The following is a 25,673-nucleotide window of genomic DNA, read 5'->3' on the forward strand; positions in this document are numbered from 1 at the left end:
TTACTTACCTCCTTTAACTTGTTTTTTCGGTTTGACAAAGCGTTCGATAAGGTAATGAACACTGACAAAGAAGATAATAGACGCTGTTACAATGCTGACAAGCTCAGACGGTACCTGCGCCGCATTCATACCAGGAGCTCCAACTTGGAGAACACCAAATAAGAAGGCTGCAAATAGAATACCAATTGGTGAGTTGGCCGCAAGCAGACTAACCGCCATTCCGTTAAATCCGACAGCTAATGACGCCCCCTGAACATAAACGTTCTGGAAGGTTCCCAGACCTTCAACAGCTCCACCAAGACCTGCCAAGGCACCTGAGATAATCATTGAGAGGATAATCGTTCTTTTTGCAGAAATACCAGCATATTCTGAAGCATGTGAATTAAGACCAACCGCACGGATTTCAAAACCAAGAGTCGTTTTCTTGAGCATGAACCAAATAACTGCAACGGCAATGATGGCAAAGAAAATACCAATATTCATCCGCGAATTACCAGTCAACTCAGCTAACCAAGGTGTCTGGTAGGTTGCATTAGCCCCAACACGAATGGTCGAATCTGTACTTTGCATGAAGTCTTTAGGAAAGGCATGGATAAAGGCATTTCCTACATACAAGACAATGTAGTTCATCATGATGGTTACGATAACCTCTGATGTCCCTAGATAAGCTCTAAGAATACCTGGAATGGCTCCGACAATCCCACCAGCAATCAAGGCAATCACGATAGTTGCTAGAATCATCAAGGGACGTGGCATATCTGGATGCGACAAGGCAAACCAACCACTGAGAATCCAACCTGCTAAAGCCTGACCAGGAAGTCCGACGTTAAAGAAACCAGCACGACTGGCAACAGCAAAGCCAAGACCAATCAAGACCAAAGGCCCCATAGCACGGAAGATTTCTCCAATCCCACGCAGACTACCAAAGGCTGTATAGAACAATTCTTCGTAGCCCCAAATAGCATCATAACCGAAGATCCACATAACAATGGCCCCAAGTAAAATTCCTAGGAAGACAGAAATCAAGGGAACCGAAATTTGTTGTAATTTTTTAGACATCACTCTTCTCCTTTCCCAAGTTTCCACCAGCCATCAAGACACCAAGTTCTTGCTTATTGGTTGTTTCTGGTGACACAATACCTTGAATCTTACCATCGTGGATAACAGCAATACGGTCTGAGACATTTAAAATCTCATCCAATTCAAAGCTGACAACAAGAACAGCCTTCCCATTATCACGCTCTTCAATCAAGCGTTTGTGGATATATTCAATGGCACCGACATCCAAACCACGAGTTGGCTGGCTGACGATAAGGAGATCAGGATCTCGATCAATTTCACGAGCAATAATTGCTTTTTGTTGATTTCCTCCTGAGAGTGCAGCTGCAGGAACAAATTCGCTGGCAGCACGAACATCAAACTCTTCCATTAGCTTTTTAGCATAAGAAGTAATATTTGAATAGTTCAAAATTCCATTTTTACTATGTGGTTCTTTGTAGTAGGTTTGAAGGGCAATATTCTCAGAAATCATCATTTCCAAAATCAAGCCATCACGGTGACGGTCTTCTGGAACGTGCCCCACACTCAACTCTGTAATCTGACGTGGGTGCAATCCTACAATTGAATCTCCTTTTAGCTCGATGCTACCAGATTCAACCTTGCGAAGACCTGTGATTGCTTGAATGAGTTCAGACTGACCATTTCCATCAATCCCCGCAATACCAACTATCTCTCCGGCACGAACATCCAAGGATAGATTTTTTACAGCTGGGACACCACGGTTTTCATTGACCACCAAATCTTTGATTGACAAGACTAGTTCTTTTGGTTGAGAAGCTTGTTTCTCTGTCTTAAAGGAAACAGAACGTCCCACCATCATTTCCGCCAAATCAGCATTGGTAGCTCCTGCAATTTCTACAGTTTCAATTGATTTCCCACGACGAATAACTGTAACGCGGTCAGAAACTGCGCGAATCTCGTCCAACTTGTGGGTAATCAAGATAATTGATTTTCCTTCTTTGACAAGATTTTTCATAATAGCCATCAACTCATCAATTTCTGACGGAGTCAAGACTGCCGTTGGTTCGTCAAAGATAAGGATATCAGCCCCCCGATAAAGGGTTTTTAAAATTTCTACACGTTGTTGGGCACCAACTGAGATGTCTGCCACCTTGGCAGAAGGGTCCACAGCTAAGCCATAACGTTCAGAAAGAGCCTTGATTTCTTTGCTAGCTCCAGCGATATCTAGCACACCATTTTTAGTCAATTCACTTCCTAAAATGATGTTTTCAGCCACCGTGAAAGCCTCTACCAACATAAAGTGCTGGTGAACCATTCCGATTCCCAAGCTAGCTGCTTTAGATGGCGAGTCGAGGTTAACAACTTGACCGTTGACCGCGATTTCACCACTGGTTGGTTCAAGAAGCCCTGCTAACATGTTCATTAGCGTGGATTTTCCAGCCCCATTTTCTCCTAAAAGTGCATGAATTTCACCTTTTCGTAGGTGCAGGTTGATTTTGTCGTTGGCAACAAATTCACCAAACACCTTGGTAATATCACGCATCTCAATGACATTTTCGTGTGCCATGTGCTCTTCCTTTCAGAGTCTTATTTTATTTCAATAAAACTTGCTAGTTTGTCTAGTAGCAAGCTTTACTGAGACAAAATGACTTTGTCTCAACTCTTAAAAAAGCGGCCAAGGGCCGCTTCCTAAGAAATGACTTCCATCCATTATTTTTCAGGAACTTTTACGCTTCCATCAAGGATTTTAGCTTTAGCATCTTCAACAGCTTTTTTACCTTCTTCTGAAAGGTTTGTCACTGCCAAGTCAACCCCTTTATCTTTCAACGAGTAAACGATTACTTGACCGCCAGGGAATTCACCTTTTTCTGCTTTGTTAGCAATATCTTTTACAGTTGTACCAACTTGTTTCAAAGTAGATACAAGAACGAAGTTTGATTCTTTACCATCTTTAGAAGTGTACTTACCTTCTCCTACTTGGTCACGGTCAACACCGATAACCCAAACTTTTTCATTTTCAGGACGGCTTTCGTTGAGTGATTTTGCTTCTGCAAAGACACCAGCACCTGTTCCACCTGCTGCTTGATAAACAACGTCTGCACCAGCTGCGTATTGTGCTGCTGCAATTGTTTTACCTTTAGCAGCATCACCAAATGAACCTGCGTAGTCAACTTGTACTTTGATAGATGGATCTACTGACTCAACACCAGCTTTAAATCCAGCTGCAAAACGTGAGATAACTTCAGACTCAATACCACCTACAAAACCAACTTGTTTTGTTTTAGTTGTTTTAGCTGCTGCAACACCCGCAAGGTAAGCAGCTTCGTTATCAGCAAACGTTACGCTAGCAACATTCTTTTGATCTTTAATCACATCATCAATCAAGACATAGTTCAAATCAGAGTGGTCTTTTGCTGCTTCTTCAACCGCATTGTGAAGGGCAAAACCAACACCGAAGATTAGGTTGTAACTTCCAGCCGCTTGTTGCAAGTTGTTAGCATAGTCAGCTTCACTTGTTGATTGGAAGTAAGTGAAACCTTTATCTTTTGAAAGATTGTGTTCTTTACCCCAGTCTTGCAAACCTTCCCAAGCTGATTGGTTGAATGATTTATCATCAACACCACCAGTATCAGTGACGATAGCTGCCTTTGTCTTCACATCAGAAGATGAAGCTGCGTTACGAGAAGAGCGGTTACCACATGCAGCAAGTCCAACTGCTGCCACTGCAACTAGACCAAGGCCTAGCCATTGTTTCTTGTTCATTACTGAACCTCCTAAATAAGATGTGCAACGATGTTGCAAGTATGGATTGGTTGGCCACAAGGACCGTGCCACTCAGAGAGCGACTCAGACTAGTTTAAGTCTGTAAAAGAGTATGGAAGTAATTCCCCGACCGTCATCTCGACCGTCGATTTATCTTTTGCGACTAAGGTCACTTTTAGATCTTGTTCAAAAAATTCAGCCATCACTTGGCGACAAGCACCACACGGTGAAATTGGTTTTTCAGTCTGACCATAGACAATCAATTCTGAAAATTCTCTTTGGCCTTCAGAAACTGCTTTAAAAATCGCTGTACGTTCTCCACAGTTGGTCAAAGAATAACTAGCATTCTCGATATTGACACCTGTATAAATACTAGCATCTTTTGCCACTAGAACAGCACTGACCGGAAAGTGAGAATAGGGTACATAGGCTTTCTTGCTGGTTTCAATTGCTAGTTCAATCAACTCAGTAGTCGCCATCTGCCAATTCTCCTTTTAAAATGGCTACTCCAGCTGACGTTCCAATACGTGTCGCACCTGCTTCCACAAAGGCAAGAGCATCTACATAAGAACGAGCTCCACCAGCAGCCTTGACACCCATATCAGGTCCAACTGTTTCACGCATTAATGTAACATCTGCTACCGTCGCACCACCAGTTGAAAAGCCAGTAGATGTTTTAACAAAATCAGCTCCCGCTTTTTGAGCTAATTGACAAGCCACAACTTTTTCTTGGTCAGTCAGAAGGCAAGCTTCAATAATGACTTTCACTAACTTGTTACCACTTGCTTCCACTACTGCACGAATATCTGACTCTACCAGGGCCAAATCACCTGATTTAAGAGCCCCAACATTGATCACCATATCAATCTCGTCTGCACCATTTTGGATAGCTTCTTTGGTTTCAAAAGCTTTCACGGCTGAAGTTGTTGCTCCCAAAGGGAAACCTACTACTGTGCAGACCTTGACATCTGTGTCTTCAAGACCTTTTTTAGCATGTTCAACCCAGGTCGGATTAACGCAAACACTGGCAAAATCATACTCTCTAGCTTCAGACAACAAACAATCAATTTGATTTTCTGTTGCATCTTGTTTTAAAAGCGTATGATCGATATATTTATTTAATTTCATATTCGGATTCTCCTGCAGTTTATGAGATGATTTCTATAATTTCTCGTAAACTTTGCACCCTGTCATTTATTTTAACATATTTTTGAAAATCTGTAACTAGCTGAGGAGAAATTTTTCCATTTGTGTATACTTTTGCAACAATTTCTCCCTTTTGAACGGAGGCTCCAACCTTCTTTTCAAAAACAATTCCAGTTTCATAGTCCAAGGCATCAGATTTGACTGCACGGCCTGCCCCAAGTCTCATGGCATAAAGACCAAAGTCCATTGCTGGAAGAGCTGAGATAATACCTGTTTCCTGAGCAGGGATTTCCACCACATGGGCAACAGTGACAGGACGATAGAGGTCTTCCAAATCTCCACCTTGAGCTTTGACCATCTCCTCAAACTTAGCCAGTGCTTGGCCATTTTCAAGATGTTGGTGAACTTCTTCAACTGTCTTGTTTACATTTGCCAGACCAAGCATAATTTGAGCCAATTCACAGATGAAGTGGGTAATATCCTGACGACCTTGACCTTGTAAAATCTCCAGTGCTTCAAGGATCTCCAGACGATTTCCAATCGCTCGTCCCAAGGGCTGACTCATATCCGTAATCACTGCTACAGTCTTTCGACCAACTGCCTTACCAAGTTCCACCATGGTTTGAGCCAATTCACGCGCCTCATCAACAGTCTTCATGAAGGCACCCTCGCCAACAGTCACGTCTAGTAAAATAGCATCCGCCCCTGCCGCAATTTTCTTGCTCATCACCGAACTCGCAATCAAAGGAATCGTGTCGACAGTTGCGGTCACATCACGGAGGGCGTAGAGAAGCTTATCCGCTTTGACCAGCTGATCTGATTGCCCAATGACAGATACTCCAATATCTTGCACCTGTGCAATAAAATCCTCTTGACTGCGCTCAACTTGATAGCCCTTAATGGATTCCAATTTATCAATTGTTCCACCCGTATGGCCGAGCCCACGACCACTCATTTTTGCAACAGGCACACCAAAACTAGCAACAAGAGGAGCCAAAATCAAGGTCACCTTATCACCAACACCACCCGTAGAATGCTTGTCAACCTTAACCCCATCAATAGCAGATAAATCAAACTCTTGCCCTGTATGAACCATTCTCATGGTCAAATCAGATATTTCTCGAGTCGTCATTCCTTTGAAATAAACAGCCATAGCAAAGGCAGACATCTGATAATCAGGGACAGTTCCTGACACATAGCCTTCTACCAGCCATTCAATTTCACTCGAAGTCAGTTCTTGACCGTCTCGTTTTTTTTGGATTAAATCAACTGCTCTCATTCGTTCACACTTCTAAGGATATAATATCCCTTATCTTTTTTGACGATTTCACAATTGCCAAACACCTCTTCCATCTTGGACTTAGCACTTGGGGCCCCTTGTTTTTTCTGGATAACGATTGTTAAATCTCCACCAGTTTCCAAGAAATCTTTACTTTTCTCAATGATTTCATGAACCACTTGCTTGCCTGCACGGATAGGAGGATTGGAAATGACATGGTCAAAATGTCCTTCAACTTGTTCATAGATGTTGGACTGGAAAATCGTCGCTTCTATTTTATTTCGTTCAGCATTTTGTCGCGCCAAATCCAAGGCACGATTATTGATATCGACCATGGTCGACTGAACTCCATAAGCCTTAGCTAAAGACAAGCCCAAAGGTCCGTAACCACAGCCTACATCAAGAACAGTTTCTCCTTGGTTGACCTCAAGACACTTGAGCAAGAGTTGACTCCCAAAGTCAATCATTTTCTTGCTAAAAACACCCGCATCCGTCAAAAAGGTCATTTTTTCTCCCAACAAGTCCACTCTCAACTCATGAATGTCGTGAGCAGCGTCAGGATTCTCTGCATAATACATTTTACTCATGAAACTATTTTACCATAATTTGACTTAAATTGTAAATCGTTTACAAATTGATCATAAAACGAAAAAGACTGAAGAAAGCTAGTAAACAAGACTTTTTCTTCAATCTCTTTTAACTTTTATAACCGAATAACAAAGCACGTAGGACTAGATATCTCATAGTCTATAGTCTGGCACATTTTTATTTCTTTACCTTCAAATGCTTCATTACCAACAAAATTCCCAACAGGATGTTTAGATAAAAGCCCAACTGATATGTTTTTGTCAGGATTTCCAAACTTGTCCAAAGTCGGATTAAATCTTCTAGCGACATGCGGAAGAAATAACCCTCTGTAGCAATCCATAGAACTAAAAAGACATAACTTCCAGCAGCAAACCATTTCGTCCACCGTTTTTTTAGGAAGAAAGCAATCAAGAGCGAACAGATAAAGACAGCTGTTACAATGGCATGTTCCATCAAAAAAGTAAAACCGTAATAGGTTTCCACAAAACGTCTACCATTATCCGCATTCGCTCCTTTTAAAAAAGGTAGTGCAAAACTTAAAATAAAACAGAGTTCCAGTATATAACTTTTTAAGATTTTCATAGTACACCTCCTATAAATTGTGAATCCCAAAGCCCCCTTTATTGGCTTATAAGTCAGGAGAAAGTAGCTCCTACCTCATCAAGAAATTGGTCAACCCTATCTACTTCTATTATACGATATTGGTTTACTATCATCAAGAAACCGCTTTATTTTTTTAGCTTTTTATGGTATGATAAACAAAATATCTAGGGGAAAACAAATGACCAACGAATTTTTACATTTTGAAAAAATCAGCCGCCAGACTTGGCAATCGTTACATCGAAAGACAACACCTCCTTTGACAGAAGAGGAATTAGAATCCATCAAGAGTTTTAATGACCAGATTAGCTTGCAGGATGTTACCGATGTCTATCTCCCCCTAGCCCATCTCATCCAGATTTACAAGCGTACCAAGGATGATTTGGCCTTTTCAAAAGGGATTTTCCTTCAACGTGAAAGCAAATCCCAGCCTTTTATCATTGGGGTTTCTGGGAGTGTTGCCGTTGGAAAATCCACAACCAGTCGCCTACTTCAAATCTTACTGTCCCGTACGCTTACAGATGCTAGGGTTGAGTTGGTAACAACCGATGGCTTTCTCTATCCCAACCAGACCTTGATTGAGCAAGGGATTCTAAATCGTAAGGGATTTCCTGAAAGCTATGATATGGAAGCTCTTCTCAACTTCCTGGATCACATCAAAAATGGACAAGATGTAGATATTCCTGTCTATTCTCATGAAGTCTACGACATCGTACCTGAGGAAAAGCAGAGCGTCAAAGCTGCTGATTTTGTCATTGTTGAGGGAATAAATGTCTTTCAAAATCCACAAAATGAGCGTCTCTACATTACTGACTTCTTTGACTTTTCCATCTATGTTGATGCTGCAGTCGATGACATCGAGAGTTGGTATCTAGACCGTTTCTTGAAAATGCTGAGCCTAGCCCAAAACGACCCTGATAGCTACTATTATCGTTTTACACAAATGCCGATTGGGGAAGTGGAATCCTTTGCCCATCAGGTCTGGACCAGTATCAATCTCACAAATTTACAAAATTATATTGAACCGACCAGAAATCGTGCGGAAGTGATTCTTCATAAAACAAAGAACCATGAAATAGATGAAATTTACTTAAAAAAATAATTTTCCCTTGTCAAAACGTAAGTTTTCAGATATAATGGTATAGTTAGTAAATATGGAGGTAAGAACATTGGCAAACATTAAATCAGCTATCAAACGCGCTGAATTGAACGTTAAACAAAACGAAAAGAACTCAGCTCAAAAATCAGCTATGCGTACTGCTATCAAAGCATTCGAAGCAAACCCATCTGAAGAACTTTTCCGTGCTGCTAGCTCAGCTATCGATAAAGCAGAAACTAAAGGTTTGATTCACAAAAACAAAGCAAGCCGCGACAAAGCTCGTCTTTCAGCTAAACTTGCTAAATAAGAAACAGTCCATAGAGGCTGTTTTTTTGTCCCAAAATAGGAAAAGGTAGAAAATGAAAATCGCAATTATCGGATATTCTGGTGCTGGTAAGTCAACTCTAGCTGAAAAGCTGTCTCACTGCTACTCCATCCCAAAACTTCACATGGACACACTCCAATTTCAACCCGGTTGGCAAGACAGTGATCGTGAATGGATGTTGACCGAGATGGAAAATTTTCTCACAAAGCATGAAGCTTGGGTCATTGATGGGAATTATTCTTGGTGTTTCTATGAGGAAAGAATGCAGGATGCTGACCAAATCATCTTTCTCAATTTTTCTCGCTGGAATTGTCTGCTACGAGCCTTTAAACGATACCTCACATACCGAGGCAAGGTCAGAGAAAGTATGGCAGCTGGTTGTCAAGAACAATTTAATTGGGAGTTTATCAGATGGATTCTTTGGGACGGACGGAGCAAATCCGCTAAGGAACGCTACAAGTGGATTCAAAAAAACTATCCATATAAAGTGGTCATCCTCAGATCACAAAAAGAGATAGATCAATTTCTAGATAAGAAAAGGAAGTCCTCCAATTCATAAAGAAGGGCTTCCTTTTTAGATATAATTACTCTGCAATCAAGGTTTCTAATCCAACCTTCATCATATCAGTGAAGGTATTTTGACGTTCTTCTGCAGTTGTGTCTTCGTCTGGATTAACCAAGCTATCAGAGATTGTCATAATAGCTAGCGCGTCAACATGGTGTTGGGCTGCCAGATAGTAAAGGGCTGCTGCTTCCATTTCCACAGCCTTGACTCCCCATTTACCAAGTTCGATGTTCTTTTCAAAGTAGTTTGAATAAAAGACATCAGAAGACAAAACGTTCCCAACGTGGGTTGTCATACCAAGTCCTTTGGCGATATGGTAGGCCTTATCTAGCAAATCAAAGCTAGCGATTTGTGGGAAATCGTACTGTGGCCAGTCATTACGGACAATGTTTGAGTTGGTTGCAGTTGCCTGCGCCAAAACTAATTCACGAACGTGGACATCTTCATTCAATGAACCTGCTGTTCCCACACGGATCAATTTTTTCACACCGTAGTCAACAATCAACTCACGCGCATAAATCGAAATGGATGGCATCCCCATCCCAGTTCCCATGACAGATACACGGTGGCCCTTGTAAATACCAGTGTAACCAAACATGTTACGCACTTCGTTAAAACAAACAGCATCTTCAAGGAAATTTTCCGCAATAAATTTAGCACGAAGAGGATCTCCAGGAAGAAGAATTTTATCAGCAATTTCACCCTGCTGAGCAGCAATATGGATAGACATAATATAAGATACCAAACCCGTCAAAAAGCAAAGGGAAAATAGGAGTTGGGTGCAGTGAGCGATGCTCGCTAGGCCAACTATCTTTTTCCCACTGCTTTTAGGGTGGGTTCAATTCCTTTCTTTCTTAATTTTGATGATATTGAGAAGATTAGAGCGGCTTTTATTCAAATCCGAACTCCCTTCTCTTCTGAGTTTTTAGAAAAGTTTTCCGCTCGTGTTCAAATCAAAACACACGCTCTACCTTTCTTTATTTTATATTTTATATTGAGAAAGATACCAAACCCGTCAAAAAGCAAAGGGAAAATAGGAGTTGGGTGCAGTGAGCGATGCTCGCTAGACCAACTATCTTTTTCCCACTGCTTTTAGGGTGGGTTCAATTCCTTTCTTTCTTAATTTTGATGATATTGAGAAGATTAGACCGGTTTCAATTCAAATCCGAACTCCCCTTCTCTTCTGAGTTTTTAGAAAAGTTTTCCGCTCGTGTTCAAATTAGAACATCTCGCTCTACCTTTCTTTTTTGATTTTTATATTTCATGGCTAGGAAAAATCGGATTCAATCATGACTCCGATAAGCCTACTTCTTTTTTATTTCAAACAGTTATTGATAAATTGACAATAGTTTTTAATCTTTTAAGTTAAATCCATAACTAGAAGAAATGGGCATTTCCTACCCAATTACTTTATTATTTGACTTCTGACACAGTATGCTAGCACAAGGAAAGTGGTCTAATATTTTTGCAAATTCATAGGCTAAAACAGCTGTTACTAAGAGATACGGAAGAGAATCTATACCTAGCCCAGTGAAACCTATAACTAATCCGGTTGCAGAAATGGGTGCCCTCAAGGTCACAGATAAAAAGCAAACAGATCCCAAAAGTAAAATGCTTGGCTGGCTATCCACACCTAGAATTATGCCCAAGAGAGCAGCTCCAGCCATCCCCAAGGCAAAAGATGGTGTAAGGGTACCACCATAGGCCCCTGCCCACAGAATAATAAGAACAACTAATGCTTTTAATATAAACAAAAGGAGTACTGTTTTGCCATTGCTACCATTCAATACTTCCTGAGCCATCATACGTCCATTTCCAAGTAGATGTGGAAAATAACTTGCTAATCCAATAAGAAAAAGAAAAGCTGTAGGCAATGTGAGAAGTACTCGTTTATCTTTTATTCTGTTTGAAGACGCTGCCTTACTTAAGCGACCAAAAAGCCAAGCTGGTGGGGTTAAGAAAAGAAGTAATAAGGGAATAATCCATATTTCCTTTAATGACCATGTGATCGATGGAATCTGGTAGAGAGCCTGATCTGAAATAACCAAGCCTGCTATATAGGTTGAGACATAAGTAGTCAAACCGACTAAGACAAATCGTTTAATAGATAGAGCAATTCCTAGGGTTTCAAAAACAAAGAAGACACTTGTTAATGGAACCTGGTAGACAGCTGCTAAACCAGCACCAGCACCACAAGCAAGGAGAAAGATTTGATCCTTCTTAGAGAGAAAACATATTTTTCCAATTGGCCCTGCAAATAGAGTTCCAATCTCTCGTGGCGCAGCTTCTTTGCCAATAGGGGCTCCCCCTCCAACTGCAATGATCTGCCAAATTGAATGAAATAGCTGTCTTAAAAAATGAAGCTTGTATTGTGAAGTCTCATCCTTCATCTGAGCTTTGATGGAATAAATCTTCGACCTTTTTTGCAAGAAGTACCAGACCAAGGATGAACCAAGACCCACAATTATTAAACTTAGTCCTATCCGTGAGGAGGAAACTCCATCTGTCAAAAATCCACTATGATGCTCTGACTGACCAAAAGCTAGCTCCTCCACCATCTCTAAAAGATAATGGAGAACTATACCAGATAAACCCGAAACTATTCCTTGTAGAATTACTGCTAGGAAAAATCTAAAATTATAAGGGATTTTTCGAAAAATACTCCTCAATTCTATTAACATGATTACAATTCAGCAAGAATAGCTTTAAGCAAGCCTTTGAAGTCGCCTTTAACACGTTCAGTAACTTCTACAACTTCTTCGTGGTTGAGTTCTTCTTGGAAACCAGCAGCATGGTTAGTAATACATGAAATACCGAGAACTTTCAAACCTGAGTGAGCTGCAACAATAACTTCAGGAACTGTAGACATACCAACTGCATCTGCTCCCAATGTCTTATAGGCACGAATTTCTGCTGGGGTTTCATAAGTCGGACCTGTTACACCAATATAGACACCTTCATCAAGCTTGATACCAAGTTTCTTAGCCACTTCATGTGCAGTAGCACGGTATTCTGGTGTGTAGGCTTTAGACATATCTGGGAAACGTGGACCAAAATCATCCAAGTTTTCACCCATCAATGGGTTTTGCCCCGTCATATTGATATGGTCTGAGATAGCCATCAAGGTACCAGGACCAAATCCAATACCTCCAGCTGCATTGGTTACAATGACACCTTCGCATCCGAGAACTTTCATCACACGTACTGGGAAAGTCACGACTTTAAGAGGATTTCCCTCGTAGAAATGGAAACGACCTTGAAGAGCCAAGACTTTTCGACCTGCAAGGTCACCATATACCAATTTACCAGCGTGACCGACTACTGTCGAACGGCCCCAGTTCGGAATATCTGTATAGTCTACTACAACTGGATTTTCGATTTCTTCTGCCAGTTCTCCCAGACCTGATCCAAGGATTAGACCAAACTCAGGTGCTTGGATTCCCTTGTCTTTCAGGAAAGCAGCTGTTTCTTGGATCTTATCTAAAAATGTCATTGTGTTCTCCTTTATTATTTTTTAGCATTTGACCGATTTTGTCAAAAGTTTTGGCATTACGAATGGTGATGTTGCGATAAAAAGGCATCTTGAGCAAGTACTTATGATAGGCAGTTGCATAGAAGGATTCTTCAGAGAATTTCCCCCAGAAAATCCCAAGTCTTCCAAAATGAACGACTTCATCTTCCAGTTCCAAACTTTCAACTGTCTCAATGACTTGAGCCACATCCAAGCCCTCCGTGTAAAAGAGGACATCCTTTCGTGCCAAATCTTTGGTCCACCAATCTGGCAGATTCTCCAGCTCTGCTTCATAGTCTTCCTGACTCAGCAAAGAAAAGCTCTGAATAAATGGATAATGAACTGCAAAGAAAGCCTCTAACTTTTCAACCAATCGGGCTTTGGGAGCTGTCGAAGTAAAGAAAATGTTGCCACTGTTGATGTAGGTCTCAACCTTTTCCAGTCCCAACTCTGTCAGTTCTTGCCGAAGCTCCGCCATGACAACTTTATTTTTCCCACCTACATTAATGCCCCGAACAAGTAAAGCATATCGCGTCATCTTATACCAATTTATCTAAGAAACTTTCCCCAATCATGGCAGTTTCAACACCAAAGTTATCCGCAACTGTCGCTGAGATATCTGCAAAATGTCCGATAGGAATGACACCATTTCCTTTAAAGGCAGGGCTGTAGGCCAATAATGGAATATATTCACGAGTGTGGTCTGTTCCTGCATACGTTGGGTCATTTCCATGGTCCGCAGTAATCAAGAGAAGGTCGTTCTCTCTCATGGCTGCGATAATTTCAGGCAAGCGCTCATCAAACTCATGCAAACAATCACGGTAACCGTGAGCATTGCGGCGGTGGCCGTAAAGGGCATCAAAGTCCACCAAGTTTGTGAATGAGAATCCTTTTTCAAACTCAGCAAGGCCCATGGTCTTCAATAGTGTATCAATTCCGTGGCTGTTTGACTTGTTGTGGCCCATGTCATGGTTGATACCAGCACCGTTAAAGATATCATTGATTTTACCAACAGCATAAGTATCGATACCTGCTTCATTGAGTTTATCCAAAACAGTTGGTGCAAATGGGGATACGGCCAAGTCACGACGATTTGCCGTACGAGTGAAGTTACCTGGCTCACCAACATATGGACGGGCAATGATGCGACCTAGAAGGGCAGGGCGCTCAAGGGTAATCGAACGAGCGTATTCACAGATACGGTACAATTCATCCAAAGGAATAATGTCTTCGTGGGCAGCAATTTGCAAGACTGGGTCAGCTGAAGTATAGATAATCAACTCCCCAGTTTCCATTTGACGTGGTCCAAAATCATCGATAACAGCCGTTCCTGAGTAAGGTTTGTTGGCTTCACGAATAACCTTGCGCCCTGAGAATTCTTCAATTTTTGTCAAGATTTCTTCTGGGAATCCATTCCAGAAAGTATCGAAAGGTTCTGTAATGTTAAGGCCCATGATTTCCCAGTGTCCAGTCATGGTATCCTTACCAAGAGATACTTCTTCCAATTTTGTTGCATATCCTGTTGGATTGCTTTCAGCTGGAACAGTCTTAAGAGGAGTTTCTCGAGGAATATTTCCAAGACCAATTTTAGCCATGTTTGGGACATTCAAACCAACTGCTTTTGAAATGTGTCCTAATGTGTCAGAAGCTCCATCTGGAACTCCTGCATTGACAAAGTTATTAGCATCTGGTGCAGCACCGATTCCTACAGAATCTAATACCACCAAGTGAATACGATTAAATTTTGACATAATGTGTCTCCTTATTATGTTGATTAGTTTGCTTTTGTTGAAGTTAAAATCTGAACCCCATTTCGTCCAGCTACGATGACCTTATCCACCATTTGGTTGAATAAGCCGTGCTCTACAACACCAACGATATGATCCAATTCTTGTCCGAAAGTAATTGGATCTTCAATGACATCCAAGGCAAGGTCAATGATAAAATTCTGCATATCCGTCACCAAACGGTGGCCGTCTTTTTCACGGAAACTTGGTTTGTAGCCAGCTCGCTCAAAACGACGAAAAACCTGCTCTGCGCCATACTGAACCACTTCTACTGGCAATTTAAAAGCACCCAGTTTCTCGACTAGCTTGCTTTCATCCACTACCCAAATATATTCTTTTGAGGGCGTTGCCACAACCTTCTCCATGAGAAGGGCTCCCCCACCGCCTTTGATTCCATTAAACTGACTATCCACTTCATCCGCCCCGTCGACTGTCACATCGACAACATCTACTTGGTCAATAGACTTGAGCGGGATATTAAGACCTTCAGCCTGTTTACTAGTCACACTAGAAGTCGTTACAGCTGTAATCTGTAACCCTTCTTCCTTAATCCGACGACCAATTTCTTCTACGAAATAATAGGCAGTAGAACCCGTTCCAAGTCCGACTACCATGCCATCCTTGACAAACTCAGCAGCCTTGATACCTGCCATTTTCTTCAGATTTTCCACTCAAACACCTCCATTAAAGAGCTATTTCTATTATAACATGTATCCGTTTTTATTTCATGGATACACTAGAAAAGCCCGAACATTTTTATTTTTATGTCCACCTTGTTTTGGTAGTTAGAATCTTAGTTATGAGAACTTGTAGATAAAAACAGGTCCTATCCAAAAGCAGCAACAGTTGATTTTTTATCATAAAGATGATTAAATAGTTAAGTACAGAAAAGGAGAAATAAGATGAACCCATTAGATTTGTTTAATCAAGTAAAAGAGTTAATCGAAACAAAAGATTTCGAAGCTGCAAAAACATTTGTTGCAGAAAATCAAGACCAACTTGGAGAATACTTCTCTCAAGCTCAGCAGTTGATTTCTGGTTCTGAAGGTCTAGATGGCCTCGTTGGAAAGATTAAAGGATTTTTCTAAAAGATATAAAGGCGCCTGAAACGATCAGGTGCCTTTTTGAGATATTTTTTTCATTATTTTGGGAAGATGACTACTGATTTCCGTCGGCAAGACCACATAATGTTCTTGAGCTAGTTCTTGGGCTAGGGCTGAATGAAGATGGGTTGCTACTGCCACACGTTCGTAGAGACTGGCCTGTCGAAATTGGCCTGCAAATCCTGCAATCATTCCAGCCAGTGTATCACCCATACCACCAATCGCCTGATAGGGACCGCCAACCTGTAACTGGTAATAATCAGACTGGCCAACTTGCCAAATACGAGTAACTGGACCTTTCTCTACCAAAATTGTTCCTTGAGGGAAGGAAGTTAGGGCACTAGCCGTTGCATCTTCGTTTTGCTTTTCAATAGCAATACCAGACAGCTTTTCCCATTCTTTTTGGTGGGGAGTTAGGATAAGCTGGTTAGATGGAAATGACAAACTTGTCCTAGCAAGAATGGTTAAGGCCCCTCCATCTACAATCAAAATCTGAGTCTTTTTTAAGCTAGTAAAGACCTGTTTTACTAGATTTTCTCCAAAAGTATCGTCTCGTAAACCAGGCCCCAGCAAGACAACTTCTGCCTTCTCCAATTGCTCTTTTAATAATTGCTGGTCTTGAAGAGAAAAGGCCATAGCCTCAGGTAAATGGCTGTGCAAAGCTGGGATATTTTCCCTATCTGTTCCAACGGTCACCAAACCAGCTCCACTTTTAACAGCTGCCAAAGCAGCCATAATGATAGCACCACCATAAGGATACGTCCCACCAAGCAACAGCAGACGGCCATAGTCTCCTTTATGACTGGTACGAGAACGTTCAATAATGACTTTTTCTAATAATGCTTGCTCAATCACTCTCATCGTTTTTCCTCTCGCATTTATTATACAACAAAAAGGAGGCGCATACCTCCTTTTATAAACTTATTTCTAAAATTTAATATTCATTTCTGCCATTTTAGATATAGCTATAGAAAATACACTTTCCTCAGAAAATTTTTCTCTTATTTTCTATCCAATGTCCGGAGTGCTGCTTGATAAGTTTGCTCCATCAGCATGGTAATGGTCATAGGACCGACACCTCCAGGGACTGGCGTGATATGGCTAGCAAGTGGGGCAACTGCCTCATAATCAACATCCCCACAGAGCTTACCATTTTCATCGCGGTTCATCCCAACGTCAATGACAACAGCACCTGGTTTGACAAAGTCAGGAGTCACAAACTTGGCACGACCGATTGCGACCACAAGAATATCCGCTTTTGCAGCAACCTTAGCGAGATTATGGGTGCGTGAGTGAGTCAAGGTCACTGTTGCATTCTTGGCCAAAAGAAGCTGGGCCATGGGTTTTCCAACGATATTGGAACGACCGATAACAACGGCATTTTTACCTTCTAAATCAATTCCATACTCATGAAACATCTCCATAATTCCTGCAGGTGTCGATGGAATCATAACTGGATGGCCAGACCAAAGACGTCCCATGTTTAGAGGATGGAAACCATCCACATCCTTTTCTGGGTCAATGGCTAATAAAACTGCCTCTTCATCGATATGTTTTGGTAATGGCAACTGGACCAAAATCCCATGCCAAGCTGAATCCTGATTGTATTTGGCAATCAAGTCTAACAACTCCTCTTGAGTAATGGTCTCTGGAACTCGCACTACTTCGCTACGGAAACCAGCCGCAAGAGCAGAACGTTCCTTGTTACGAACATAGACTTGGCTTGCAGGATTATCTCCCACCAAAATCACTACCAAACCAGGTACTAGACCTGTTTCTTCCTTTAATTTTGCAGTCTTTTCAGCCAACAGCCCCTGCAATTTGGCCGCTAAAGCCTTCCCATCAATAATCTGTGTCATATCACTTCTCTTTTCTTTCAAATATCTTCCATTATACCAAAAACTGCTAGTCCCCTCTAACACTTCTTTCTTAGGCAACCCTATAGTTTCAAACTATAAGAAAAAGCTCGGTTCGAGCTTTTCATTAATCTATATTTTATATGTAAAGTTGGCTACAAATAGCTAAACAAAGCTAACTTATAAAACCTTACTCAAGAAGTCTTTAGTCCGTTGTTCTTGAGTTTGTTCAAAAATCTGTTCAGGTGTTCCGTCTTCAACAACCACACCGTCTGCCATAAAGATGACACGGTCTGCCACCTCACGAGCAAATCCCATCTCATGTGTTACGATAACCATGGTCATTCCTGACTTGGCTAGGTCTTGCATAACAGCCAACACTTCACCTACCATTTCAGGGTCCAGGGCTGAAGTTGGCTCGTCAAAGAGCAAAACATCTGGTTCCATAGCTAAGCCACGCGCAATAGCAATCCGCTGTTGCTGGCCACCTGACAAACTCTGTGGATAAGCAGTTGCCTTATCTGGTAAGCCAACTTTTTCCAAAAGCTCCTTAGCTCTCTTCTCTGCAACTTCCTTACTTTCACCTTTGGTCTTGATAGGAGACAAGGTAATATTTTCCATCACAGTCATATTAGGAAAGAGATTAAATTGTTGGAAAACCATGCCCATCTTCTCACGCATGGCAAACAGGTCATTCTTCTTGTCCGTAATATCAACTCCCTCAAAGATAACCTTCCCTTTTGTTGCTTCTTCCAACAAATTCATAGAACGAAGCAAGGTAGATTTTCCGCTTCCTGAAGGACCAATGATAACGACAACTTCTCCTCTTTTAATCTCGAGGTTGATGCCCTTCAATACTTCATTCTTTCCAAAAGATTTATGTAAATTTTCAATTTTTATCAAGGTCTCTGTCATTATTTTTTATCTCCTTGTTCCATTCGTTTTTCAAAAGCTTTCAAGGCTACTGTCAAAATAGAGGTCATAATCAAGTAGTAAAAGGCTGCAAATAAAAGTGGTGTTAAAGGTAGATAGGTTGTTGTAGAAACTGTTGTAGCTCCATTCCACAACTCCATAACACCGATAGCTGATAAGAGGGAACTATCCTTGATAATAGTGATAAATTCGTTCCCCAATGCTGGCAAAATATTTTTGATAGCTTGTGGCAAAATCACATAGCGCATCGCATTTTTAGGACGAATCCCTAAAGAATAGGCCGCCTCTAACTGCCCCTTAGGAACCGCATTAATCCCAGCCCGAACAGTCTCAGAAACATAAGCACCACTGTTCATAGAAATAATCAAAATCCCTGGAATCAGACGAGAAAGGTCAACACCTAAAATCCCAACCTGAATAGTCGGAGCATTGATATGCATAAGAGCAAAGGCAATCATAATCTGAACCATCATTGGCGTCCCGCGGAAAATCCAAACGTACAAGTTGGCTAGCCAAACAAGCGGTTTAAACTTTGAACGTTGCCCAAAAGCCAAGACAACACCCAAAATAGTTCCCAAAAAGACAACACAGATAGAAATGAGAACCGTCACAACAGCCCCATAGTTAAAATAAGGTAAATACTTAGGTAAAAAAGAAAAATTCATAGTCACACTGCTTTCTAAAATAGAATACTGTATGATTATAACATCAATTGAATTAAAATTCAAATCTTTTGTCTAATTTATTCAAAAAAACTTTAAGCTAGTAGAATTAGCGAGAAATCTTAGTTTTTTCTAGGCAAGTTGGCCTCCTTTATGGTAAAATAGTAACGATAAGAAATGAAGGAGAATCAAAATGGAATCACATTTGGTTAGAATCATCAACCGCCTTGAAGCAATGGCAAAAGACGGCGGAAATTTAAAACGTAATTTTGAACGCGAAGGAGTTGTTGTTGCAGAAGTTGCATACAGTCACGACGAAGAAAACGGCTCAATCTTTACCCTTCGTGATGTCGAAGCTCGCGAAACTTATACGTTTGATAGCATTGACTTGATTGCAATGGAAATTTACGAACTTCTTTACTAATACAAAACAAGCTGGGATTACACCCTGCATGTCTAACCAAAATCCTTTTTGTCTCACAAATAGGATTTTTTTATAGTCCAAATCCACAAAGTTCTTCATTGTAACAACTTCTCAAAGCTGCAATCTTTTTACTTGCTTTACACCCCAATCCTGTTATAATGAGAGTATAGAAATTTGACTATTTTTGACCATTAAACAGGTCAGGCTAAATAAAGAAATGAGGTAGATGTATGCTTTGTCAAAACTGTAAAATCAATGACTCAACGATTCATCTTTATACCAATCTCAATGGAAAGCAAAAACAAATTGACCTCTGTCAAAACTGCTATAAGATTATCAAGACAGATCCTAACAATAGCCTCTTTAAAGGTATTACGGATCTGAACAATCGTGACTTTGATCCCTTTGGTGATTTCTTCAATGACCTAAACAATTTCAGGCCTTCTAACAATACTCCTCCGACTCCCCCAACCCAATCAGGTGGAGGTTACGGTGGAAATGGCGGTTATGGTTCCCAAAATCGTGGACCTGCTCAAACTCCTCCACCAAGCCAAGAAAAAGGCCTACTGGAAGAATTTGGTATCAACGTAACTGAAATTGCCCGTCGTGGAGATATTGACCCCGTTATTGGGCGCGACGATGAGATTATCCGTGTCATAGAAATTCTCAATCGCAGAACCAAGAATAATCCTGTTCTTATCGGTGAACCAGGTGTCGGAAAAACTGCCGTTGTCGAAGGTCTAGCTCAGAAAATAGTTGATGGAGATGTTCCCCATAAACTACAAGGAAAACAAGTCATCCGTCTGGATGTGGTTAGCTTAGTTCAAGGAACGGGTATCCGTGGACAATTTGAAGAACGCATGCAAAAACTCATGGAAGAAATTCGCAAACGTGAGGACATCATCCTCTTTATCGATGAAATCCATGAAATTGTCGGTGCTGGTTCTGCGGGCGATGGCAATATGGATGCAGGAAATATCCTCAAGCCCGCCCTTGCTCGTGGAGAGCTGCAATTGGTCGGTGCTACTACCCTCAATGAATACCGTATCATTGAAAAAGATGCAGCCCTAGAGCGTCGTATGCAACCTGTTAAAGTGGATGAACCAACAGTGGAGGAAACAATTACTATCCTCAAAGGCATTCAAAAGAAATACGAAGACTACCACCACGTTCAGTATACCGATGCTGCAATTGAAGCAGCTGCAACTCTGTCCAATCGCTACATCCAAGATCGCTTCTTGCCTGACAAGGCCATTGACCTCCTAGATGAAGCTGGTTCTAAGATGAACTTGACCTTGAATTTTGTGGATCCTAAAGTAATCGATCAGCGCTTGATTGAGGCTGAAAATCTTAAATCTCAAGCTACACGAGAAGAAGATTTTGAGAAGGCCGCCTACTTCCGTGACCAGATTGCCAAGTATAAGGAAATGCAAAAGAAAAAGGTCACAGACCAAGATACTCCTATCATTAGTGAGAAAACCATTGAGCACATTATCGAGCAGAAAACCAATATTCCTGTTGGTGATTTAAAAGAGAAAGAACAATCTCAACTCATCCATCTAGCCGAAGACCTCAAGTCTCATGTTATTGGACAAGATGATGCTGTCGATAAGATTGCCAAGGCTATTCGCCGTAATCGTGTCGGTCTCGGTACCCCTAACCGCCCAATCGGAAGTTTCCTTTTCGTTGGGCCAACTGGAGTCGGTAAGACAGAACTTTCCAAACAATTAGCTATCGAACTCTTTGGTTCTGCTGACAGCATGATTCGCTTTGATATGAGTGAATATATGGAAAAACACAGTGTGGCGAAATTAGTCGGTGCCCCTCCAGGTTATGTCGGCTATGACGAGGCTGGGCAATTAACTGAAAAAGTCCGCCGCAATCCCTACTCTCTTATTCTCTTGGATGAAGTAGAGAAAGCCCATCCAGATGTCATGCATATGTTCCTCCAGGTCTTGGACGATGGTCGTTTAACAGATGGACAAGGACGTACCGTTAGCTTCAAGGACGCCATCATCATCATGACTTCAAATGCAGGTACAGGTAAGGCAGAAGCTAGCGTTGGATTTGGTGCTGCTAGAGAAGGACGTACCAACTCTGTTCTTGGTGAACTCGGTAACTTCTTTAGCCCAGAGTTTATGAACCGTTTTGATGGTATTATCGAATTTAAGGCTCTCAGCAAAGATAACCTCCTTCAGATTGTCGAGCTTATGCTTGCAGATGTTAACAAACGTCTTTCTAGCAACAACATTCATTTGGATGTAACCGACAAGGTCAAGGAAAAATTGGTTGACCTTGGTTATGATCCAAAAATGGGAGCACGCCCACTTCGTCGTACTATTCAAGACTATATTGAGGACGCAATCACTGACTACTACCTTGAAAATCCAAGCGAAAAAGACCTCAAGGCAGTGATGACCAGCAAGGGTAACATTCAAATCAAATCTGCCAAAAAAGCTGAAGTAAAGACTTCTGAAAAAGAAGTATAAATCCTATAGAAAAGGAGTAGAAAATGAAAATTTTCTGCTCCTTTTTACTAAAATAACTATAAATTCTTGACAGCTAGGCCTTTGTCCATTAAGATAATAATAAAGATAATAGATAATGAGGAAAATGCAATGGCAAACCCAACTTTCGGAGAAAAAAAAGCGAATACAGACTATGTTTCACGCTATGGCGTATATGCAGTTATACCTGATGCTGAACAAAAACAAATTGTTCTTGTTCAAGCACCCAATGGCGCTTGGTTCCTACCAGGTGGCGAAATTGAAGCTGGTGAGAACCATCAGGAAGCCCTAAAACGTGAATTGATTGAAGAGCTTGGCTTCACAGCTGAAATTGGTGCCTATTACGGACAAGCTGACGAATATTTCTACTCTCGTCATCGTGACACCTACTACTACAATCCTGCCTACCTCTATGAAGCAACTTCTTTCAAAGAAGTGCAAAAGCCACTAGAAGACTTTAATCATATTGCCTGGTTCCCTATTGATGAAGCTATTGAAAATCTCAAACGTGGTAGCCATAAATGGGCAATCCAATCATGGAAAAAACAGCATAAGATTGACTAAATCCAGCCACTTTATTCAAAAAGTGCTATAATAGAATTAGAAAATCGGAGGAAATGTTATGAAGCTAATCAATACGACAAACTCACACTCGCAACTTGTTAAAAGCCAGCTAGAAAGTACAGACGCAACCCTTGTTGAGGTCTATTCTGCAGGGAATACCGATGTTATTTTTACCCAAGCTCCGCTTCACTATGAAATCCTCATCTCAAACAAACACCGCGCTATTCGAGAACCTGAAATCGAAGCTATTCAAGAATTTTTCTTGAAACGTAAAATTGATAAGGACTCTATTGATGAGGCCAATATCAAAACCCTCTATTCAGAAAAATTAATTGGAATTTCGATTCCAACCAAATAAAATCTTGGAGAGATTAGAAAGTGCTTTGAACCTTATGGAACAAAATTAGGTTTATTTAGCTTTTTAAATCATCTCCAATTTTTTATCTATAAAATCTTGTCATACAAGATTTTGTAGATAATTAAGGAGACAAACATGGGAGACATCATATATAGAGAGGCAAGAATTGAAGAAAGCGAAAAAATTGGAAAATTATTAGCCAATTCCTTTCTTGACTATCCCTTTTTAACGATTATAACTGATGATTTGAAGAAACCTGACTCCTATCCTGCTTTTGTAGAAACGTTGCAAATTCTGCTTACTAGAGTCTATATTAAGAAGGGAAACTGTTTAATTGCGGAACAGGATGGAGACTTACTTGCAGTCGCCCTTTTGCAACAAAAAGATTTCTGTATACTATCCTATCTACGAAATGGAGGAACAAACATTTTTCGCTACATTCGACCACAAAATCTCCTTAAATACTTTGACTTTGTAAAACGTTCCAAAAAGCATTTAGAAAAATCTGGAGAGTTTGATTGGTATTTGATGGCCTTAGCTGTCAATATAGAAAGTAAGGGGCAGGGAATAGGCAGTACTTTTCTGACACAAGGGATTGAACCTTATGTCAAATCAAAAGGCTGTAAACACTTGGGACTCATAACTAGTACAGCTAGAAATGTCTCATTCTACGAAAAAAACGATTATGTATTACTGGACTTTATGGATCTAGAATACGGATCAAAATCAATTGGTAACTGGGCATTTTTAAAAACAATAAATAAATAAAAAAGATTTGGTGCTGCTTACCACAGAACCAAATCTTTTTTATTATGTTAGAAACGAATCGTCTCACGTGTTTTTTCGTATGAAGTGACAAAACGGTTGGTTACACCTGGTTCTGCAACTTCCAAAGCTTGCGAAATCTTATCAAATGAAGCATGATAATCAAATTCTTTTTCAAAAATTTCTAATGATTCATTAAAGGCTTCTTGAATTCGTTCATCAAATGAGCGGTAACGGTTCGAATACTGTAGCAATTGTTCTGTCAACGTTGCATATTGAACAATATTATAGGTTTCTTCTTCAAGTGCTTCTATATCATTTGTTGCAATTTCAAGCATCCGGTTCACAGCTTCTATATTGACCCGAGCTTCTTCTAGTTCAGCCATCAACTCTTCAGTATGGTTACTTGCTGTAAAGAACAACTGTAAGAAATTCTGAGGAATACCTGGAAGATTGCGTTTTTCCATATATCTCTTAATTGTGTGAAGACGATTAACATAAACATTTGCCTTCTGGCGAGCATTGATATCATCTTTTTCAATCTGAGCAAGACGTTGACTAACCTCAACTTGTTCATCTTCAATTTCCTTCAAAGTAGCTTGTAAGTTTTCCAAACGTTCTTCAAGGAATGAATAAGGTTCAGAATGTTCCTCTTGTTCAGAAGTTAGTTCCAATACAGATTCTTCTAAAGATTCTAACTCAGCTTGTAATCTATGAACATGACTAACATCCGTTTCAGATAGTAGGTAATTGTTACTCAATCGTTGAATATCTTCCACTAAAACAGTATTACTATCTTTCATGTGTTTCAAATATGTAGGAAGAGTTGCAACTAAGCCTTCTACTACTTTTTGAGCAGCGATTTCTCGTGTAAAGATATCATAGAGTGAATTGATTTCTTCTTGAACTTGAGTATTTTCATACTCAGCATTATCCAACTCTAATTGTGCAATATTTTCGTGGTTTTTCTTCAAAGATTCATAAAGCAATTGGAAGCGAGATTCAATATCCGTTTCAGCAAAATGATAGTTAGCATCTAAAAGCTTACGGTAACCATCCTCCAAATCTTCCAATTGATCAGGTAGCTCTTTAGATAATGTTTTTACAATCGCTGGCAGGCGGTCAACAATGTGACTCAAAGCCAAGATATGATTTTCAGCATTATCCAAAATCACAGCAGCTTCTACTGGGTCACCTGAGGTATTCAAAGTAACAAATTGAGAAAACTCTGATTGGATATTTTCCAATTGTTTTTCGATTTCAGACAAACCTTGGCCATATTCTTCAGAATGATCAGCAACTCGGTGTTGCAACTCTTCAAACAAGTCCAAAGTATGAAGAACACGTCCACTATTTTTAGACTCTTGTTTCTCCAAATCTGCCAAGGCATTGCGAATTGCCGCAATATCTTCTTCAATCAAGGTAATTTGGCTCTCGATTTGGTCAATTTGATGACTAGCCTTGAAAAAACGGAATGAATTGTTATAGCCTTCTGCCTCAAAAAGATTATTTTCGATATCGGCAAAAGAGTTAAGAGATAGGTCAACCCATTTTTGGTTCCATTCACGGAAAGTCACTTGACTTTGTCCAATCAAGTGCATATTTTTAACAGCTTCAACTTCATCATTAACTGGAAGATTGTACAGCTCTTCTTTTTTCTCTTCTAAAATTGCTAATTTACTTTCATTGCGTTTCCGTACATAAATTGCTATAGCATATGAAATCAGCAATATAATTGCAATTGCAATTATAAGATATACTACTAGACTACCAGACATATTAAACTCCTTTTTAACTTGAAACAATCGTAATGATTAT

28 protein-coding genes are annotated in these 25,673 nt (G+C 40.4%); 9 read left to right on the forward strand and 19 right to left on the reverse strand.

All coding sequences use genetic code 11. From position 1 onward, the window contains the following. The 8 genes from ACLNCW_RS01270 to ACLNCW_RS01305 form a co-directional block, all read right to left on the reverse strand. Entirely contained in the window at positions 1-1,059 is a 1,059-nt protein-coding gene (locus tag ACLNCW_RS01270; protein ID WP_023946477.1) for an ABC transporter permease, read from the reverse strand. Then, complete coding sequence (locus ACLNCW_RS01275; RefSeq protein WP_424845225.1) at positions 1,052-2,587, reverse strand: ABC transporter ATP-binding protein; 1,536 nt, start codon at positions 2,585-2,587, stop codon at positions 1,052-1,054. Before ACLNCW_RS01275 ends, ACLNCW_RS01270 begins: the two co-directional genes overlap by 8 nt. 143 nt (positions 2,588-2,730) lie before the next feature. Continuing rightward, positions 2,731-3,783 carry a BMP family lipoprotein gene (locus tag ACLNCW_RS01280; RefSeq protein WP_020900231.1) on the reverse strand — a complete coding sequence of 351 codons (1,053 nt, stop codon included), beginning with the start codon at positions 3,781-3,783 and terminating at the stop codon, positions 2,731-2,733. Positions 3,784-3,872: 89 nt separating this feature from the next. Continuing rightward, positions 3,873-4,262 (reverse strand): cytidine deaminase, encoded by a 390-nt coding sequence (locus ACLNCW_RS01285; protein ID WP_203213316.1) that lies wholly within the window; start codon positions 4,260-4,262, stop codon positions 3,873-3,875. Then, positions 4,249-4,911, reverse strand: coding sequence for a deoxyribose-phosphate aldolase (gene deoC / locus ACLNCW_RS01290; protein WP_203213317.1), 663 nt, complete (start codon positions 4,909-4,911; stop codon positions 4,249-4,251). The genes ACLNCW_RS01285 and deoC overlap by 14 nt, the downstream gene beginning before the upstream one ends. Before the next feature lie 19 nt (positions 4,912-4,930). Beyond that, on the reverse strand, positions 4,931-6,208 hold the full coding sequence (locus tag ACLNCW_RS01295) for a pyrimidine-nucleoside phosphorylase (protein ID WP_424845226.1): 1,278 nt from the start codon (positions 6,206-6,208) through the stop codon (positions 4,931-4,933). Continuing rightward, positions 6,205-6,795 carry a class I SAM-dependent methyltransferase gene (locus ACLNCW_RS01300; protein ID WP_424845227.1) on the reverse strand — a complete coding sequence of 197 codons (591 nt, stop codon included), beginning with the start codon at positions 6,793-6,795 and terminating at the stop codon, positions 6,205-6,207. Before ACLNCW_RS01300 ends, ACLNCW_RS01295 begins: the two co-directional genes overlap by 4 nt. 178 nt (positions 6,796-6,973) lie before the next feature. Next, entirely contained in the window at positions 6,974-7,378 is a 405-nt protein-coding gene (locus ACLNCW_RS01305; protein WP_033684964.1) for a hypothetical protein, read from the reverse strand. A gap of 199 nt (positions 7,379-7,577) precedes the next feature. Here ACLNCW_RS01305 and coaA point away from each other — a divergent pair, with 199 nt between their 5' ends. The 3 genes from coaA to ACLNCW_RS01320 all read left to right on the forward strand — a co-directional run bounded on the left by coaA (position 7,578) and on the right by ACLNCW_RS01320 (position 9,379). Then, positions 7,578-8,498, forward strand: coding sequence for a type I pantothenate kinase (gene coaA, locus ACLNCW_RS01310; protein ID WP_020902939.1), 921 nt, complete (start codon positions 7,578-7,580; stop codon positions 8,496-8,498). A 67-nt stretch (positions 8,499-8,565) separates the two neighbouring features. Beyond that, positions 8,566-8,802, forward strand: coding sequence for a 30S ribosomal protein S20 (rpsT, locus tag ACLNCW_RS01315; RefSeq protein WP_001274000.1), 237 nt, complete (start codon positions 8,566-8,568; stop codon positions 8,800-8,802). A gap of 52 nt (positions 8,803-8,854) precedes the next feature. After that, positions 8,855-9,379, forward strand: a complete 525-nt coding sequence (locus ACLNCW_RS01320; RefSeq protein ID WP_020902940.1) for a DNA topology modulation protein — start codon at positions 8,855-8,857, stop codon at positions 9,377-9,379. Between the two features lie 25 nt (positions 9,380-9,404). Here the strand turns inward: ACLNCW_RS01320 and deoD are convergent, their stop codons facing one another. The 6 genes from deoD to rpiA all read right to left on the reverse strand — a co-directional run bounded on the left by deoD (position 9,405) and on the right by rpiA (position 15,354). Further along, complete coding sequence (gene deoD, locus ACLNCW_RS01325) at positions 9,405-10,115, reverse strand: purine-nucleoside phosphorylase (protein ID WP_424845228.1); 711 nt, start codon at positions 10,113-10,115, stop codon at positions 9,405-9,407. 667 nt (positions 10,116-10,782) lie between these two features. Next, the gene (locus ACLNCW_RS01330) at positions 10,783-12,066 is read right to left on the reverse strand and encodes a chloride channel protein (protein ID WP_424845229.1); all 1,284 of its coding nucleotides are present in this window, start codon (positions 12,064-12,066) and stop codon (positions 10,783-10,785) included. A gap of 2 nt (positions 12,067-12,068) precedes the next feature. After that, complete coding sequence (locus ACLNCW_RS01335) at positions 12,069-12,878, reverse strand: purine-nucleoside phosphorylase (protein WP_424845230.1); 810 nt, start codon at positions 12,876-12,878, stop codon at positions 12,069-12,071. After that, a complete protein-coding gene (locus tag ACLNCW_RS01340) occupies positions 12,862-13,434 on the reverse strand; it encodes a DUF1697 domain-containing protein (RefSeq protein ID WP_424845231.1) in 573 nt (190 codons plus the stop codon). Before ACLNCW_RS01340 ends, ACLNCW_RS01335 begins: the two co-directional genes overlap by 17 nt. A gap of 1 nt (position 13,435) precedes the next feature. Beyond that, complete coding sequence (locus ACLNCW_RS01345; protein WP_004256555.1) at positions 13,436-14,647, reverse strand: phosphopentomutase; 1,212 nt, start codon at positions 14,645-14,647, stop codon at positions 13,436-13,438. Between the two features lie 23 nt (positions 14,648-14,670). Continuing rightward, complete coding sequence (gene rpiA / locus ACLNCW_RS01350; protein ID WP_308525493.1) at positions 14,671-15,354, reverse strand: ribose-5-phosphate isomerase RpiA; 684 nt, start codon at positions 15,352-15,354, stop codon at positions 14,671-14,673. A 231-nt stretch (positions 15,355-15,585) separates the two neighbouring features. On the opposite strand from rpiA, the gene ACLNCW_RS01355 reads away from it, so the two are divergent. After that, positions 15,586-15,771: a hypothetical protein gene (locus ACLNCW_RS01355; protein WP_001068557.1), complete on the forward strand. Its 186-nt coding sequence runs from the start codon at positions 15,586-15,588 to the stop codon at positions 15,769-15,771. 24 nt (positions 15,772-15,795) lie between these two features. Here the strand turns inward: ACLNCW_RS01355 and ACLNCW_RS01360 are convergent, their stop codons facing one another. The 4 genes from ACLNCW_RS01360 to ACLNCW_RS01375 all read right to left on the reverse strand — a co-directional run bounded on the left by ACLNCW_RS01360 (position 15,796) and on the right by ACLNCW_RS01375 (position 19,240). After that, positions 15,796-16,647 carry an NAD(P)H-hydrate dehydratase gene (locus ACLNCW_RS01360; protein ID WP_424845232.1) on the reverse strand — a complete coding sequence of 284 codons (852 nt, stop codon included), beginning with the start codon at positions 16,645-16,647 and terminating at the stop codon, positions 15,796-15,798. Between the two features lie 140 nt (positions 16,648-16,787). Next, positions 16,788-17,645 (reverse strand): bifunctional methylenetetrahydrofolate dehydrogenase/methenyltetrahydrofolate cyclohydrolase, encoded by an 858-nt coding sequence (locus tag ACLNCW_RS01365; protein WP_424845233.1) that lies wholly within the window; start codon positions 17,643-17,645, stop codon positions 16,788-16,790. A gap of 177 nt (positions 17,646-17,822) precedes the next feature. After that, positions 17,823-18,557, reverse strand: a complete 735-nt coding sequence (locus tag ACLNCW_RS01370; RefSeq protein WP_004256549.1) for an amino acid ABC transporter ATP-binding protein — start codon at positions 18,555-18,557, stop codon at positions 17,823-17,825. After that, complete coding sequence (locus ACLNCW_RS01375) at positions 18,557-19,240, reverse strand: amino acid ABC transporter permease (RefSeq protein ID WP_004256547.1); 684 nt, start codon at positions 19,238-19,240, stop codon at positions 18,557-18,559. Before ACLNCW_RS01375 ends, ACLNCW_RS01370 begins: the two co-directional genes overlap by 1 nt. A 190-nt stretch (positions 19,241-19,430) precedes the next feature. Between ACLNCW_RS01375 and ACLNCW_RS01380 the strand changes: the two genes are divergently transcribed. The 5 genes from ACLNCW_RS01380 (at position 19,431) to ACLNCW_RS01400 (ending at position 23,858) form a co-directional block, all read left to right on the forward strand. Then, on the forward strand, positions 19,431-19,661 hold the full coding sequence (locus ACLNCW_RS01380) for a DUF1797 family protein (protein ID WP_000443570.1): 231 nt from the start codon (positions 19,431-19,433) through the stop codon (positions 19,659-19,661). Between the two features lie 230 nt (positions 19,662-19,891). Further along, the gene (locus ACLNCW_RS01385; protein ID WP_000882498.1) at positions 19,892-22,150 is read left to right on the forward strand and encodes an ATP-dependent Clp protease ATP-binding subunit; all 2,259 of its coding nucleotides are present in this window, start codon (positions 19,892-19,894) and stop codon (positions 22,148-22,150) included. Between the two features lie 129 nt (positions 22,151-22,279). Next, a complete protein-coding gene (locus ACLNCW_RS01390) occupies positions 22,280-22,732 on the forward strand; it encodes an NUDIX hydrolase (RefSeq protein WP_020902950.1) in 453 nt (150 codons plus the stop codon). A gap of 58 nt (positions 22,733-22,790) precedes the next feature. Next, positions 22,791-23,090, forward strand: a complete 300-nt coding sequence (locus ACLNCW_RS01395) for a DUF1827 family protein (RefSeq protein ID WP_000767189.1) — start codon at positions 22,791-22,793, stop codon at positions 23,088-23,090. A 135-nt stretch (positions 23,091-23,225) separates the two neighbouring features. Beyond that, positions 23,226-23,858: a GNAT family N-acetyltransferase gene (locus ACLNCW_RS01400; protein ID WP_024057987.1), complete on the forward strand. Its 633-nt coding sequence runs from the start codon at positions 23,226-23,228 to the stop codon at positions 23,856-23,858. 47 nt (positions 23,859-23,905) lie between these two features. Here the strand turns inward: ACLNCW_RS01400 and ezrA are convergent, their stop codons facing one another. Continuing rightward, positions 23,906-25,633 (reverse strand): septation ring formation regulator EzrA, encoded by a 1,728-nt coding sequence (gene ezrA, locus ACLNCW_RS01405; protein WP_424845234.1) that lies wholly within the window; start codon positions 25,631-25,633, stop codon positions 23,906-23,908. Positions 25,634-25,673 lie beyond the last annotated feature (40 nt).

Source organism: Streptococcus sp. CL6.22 (assembly GCF_049738055.1).
Lineage (GTDB): Bacteria > Bacillota > Bacilli > Lactobacillales > Streptococcaceae > Streptococcus > Streptococcus mitis_DJ.

Excerpts from the sequence above, each read along its gene's own strand:
- coaA (WP_020902939.1), top strand. The coding sequence starts at position 7,578 with ATGACCAACGAATTTTTACATTTTGAAAAAATCAGCCGCCAGACTTGG.
- ACLNCW_RS01390 (WP_020902950.1), top strand. The coding sequence starts at position 22,280 with ATGGCAAACCCAACTTTCGGAGAAAAAAAAGCGAATACAGACTATGTT.
- ACLNCW_RS01270 (WP_023946477.1), bottom strand. The coding sequence starts at position 1,059 with ATGTCTAAAAAATTACAACAAATTTCGGTTCCCTTGATTTCTGTCTTC.
- ACLNCW_RS01330 (WP_424845229.1), bottom strand. The coding sequence starts at position 12,066 with ATGTTAATAGAATTGAGGAGTATTTTTCGAAAAATCCCTTATAATTTT.
- ACLNCW_RS01375 (WP_004256547.1), bottom strand. The coding sequence starts at position 19,240 with ATGAATTTTTCTTTTTTACCTAAGTATTTACCTTATTTTAACTATGGG.
- deoD (WP_424845228.1), bottom strand. The coding sequence starts at position 10,115 with ATGTCTATCCATATTGCTGCTCAGCAGGGTGAAATTGCTGATAAAATT.
- ACLNCW_RS01370 (WP_004256549.1), bottom strand. The coding sequence starts at position 18,557 with ATGACAGAGACCTTGATAAAAATTGAAAATTTACATAAATCTTTTGGA.
- ACLNCW_RS01380 (WP_000443570.1), top strand. The coding sequence starts at position 19,431 with ATGGAATCACATTTGGTTAGAATCATCAACCGCCTTGAAGCAATGGCA.
- ACLNCW_RS01340 (WP_424845231.1), bottom strand. The coding sequence starts at position 13,434 with ATGACGCGATATGCTTTACTTGTTCGGGGCATTAATGTAGGTGGGAAA.
- ACLNCW_RS01295 (WP_424845226.1), bottom strand. The coding sequence starts at position 6,208 with ATGAGAGCAGTTGATTTAATCCAAAAAAAACGAGACGGTCAAGAACTG.
- ACLNCW_RS01280 (WP_020900231.1), bottom strand. The coding sequence starts at position 3,783 with ATGAACAAGAAACAATGGCTAGGCCTTGGTCTAGTTGCAGTGGCAGCA.
- deoC (WP_203213317.1), bottom strand. The coding sequence starts at position 4,911 with ATGAAATTAAATAAATATATCGATCATACGCTTTTAAAACAAGATGCA.
- ACLNCW_RS01335 (WP_424845230.1), bottom strand. The coding sequence starts at position 12,878 with ATGACATTTTTAGATAAGATCCAAGAAACAGCTGCTTTCCTGAAAGAC.
- ACLNCW_RS01285 (WP_203213316.1), bottom strand. The coding sequence starts at position 4,262 with ATGGCGACTACTGAGTTGATTGAACTAGCAATTGAAACCAGCAAGAAA.
- ACLNCW_RS01365 (WP_424845233.1), bottom strand. The coding sequence starts at position 17,645 with ATGACACAGATTATTGATGGGAAGGCTTTAGCGGCCAAATTGCAGGGG.
- ACLNCW_RS01355 (WP_001068557.1), top strand. The coding sequence starts at position 15,586 with ATGAACCCATTAGATTTGTTTAATCAAGTAAAAGAGTTAATCGAAACA.
- ACLNCW_RS01275 (WP_424845225.1), bottom strand. The coding sequence starts at position 2,587 with ATGGCACACGAAAATGTCATTGAGATGCGTGATATTACCAAGGTGTTT.
- ACLNCW_RS01400 (WP_024057987.1), top strand. The coding sequence starts at position 23,226 with ATGGGAGACATCATATATAGAGAGGCAAGAATTGAAGAAAGCGAAAAA.
- ACLNCW_RS01395 (WP_000767189.1), top strand. The coding sequence starts at position 22,791 with ATGAAGCTAATCAATACGACAAACTCACACTCGCAACTTGTTAAAAGC.
- ACLNCW_RS01320 (WP_020902940.1), top strand. The coding sequence starts at position 8,855 with ATGAAAATCGCAATTATCGGATATTCTGGTGCTGGTAAGTCAACTCTA.
- ACLNCW_RS01360 (WP_424845232.1), bottom strand. The coding sequence starts at position 16,647 with ATGAGAGTGATTGAGCAAGCATTATTAGAAAAAGTCATTATTGAACGT.
- ezrA (WP_424845234.1), bottom strand. The coding sequence starts at position 25,633 with ATGTCTGGTAGTCTAGTAGTATATCTTATAATTGCAATTGCAATTATA.
- ACLNCW_RS01300 (WP_424845227.1), bottom strand. The coding sequence starts at position 6,795 with ATGAGTAAAATGTATTATGCAGAGAATCCTGACGCTGCTCACGACATT.
- ACLNCW_RS01305 (WP_033684964.1), bottom strand. The coding sequence starts at position 7,378 with ATGAAAATCTTAAAAAGTTATATACTGGAACTCTGTTTTATTTTAAGT.
- ACLNCW_RS01385 (WP_000882498.1), top strand. The coding sequence starts at position 19,892 with ATGCTTTGTCAAAACTGTAAAATCAATGACTCAACGATTCATCTTTAT.
- ACLNCW_RS01345 (WP_004256555.1), bottom strand. The coding sequence starts at position 14,647 with ATGTCAAAATTTAATCGTATTCACTTGGTGGTATTAGATTCTGTAGGA.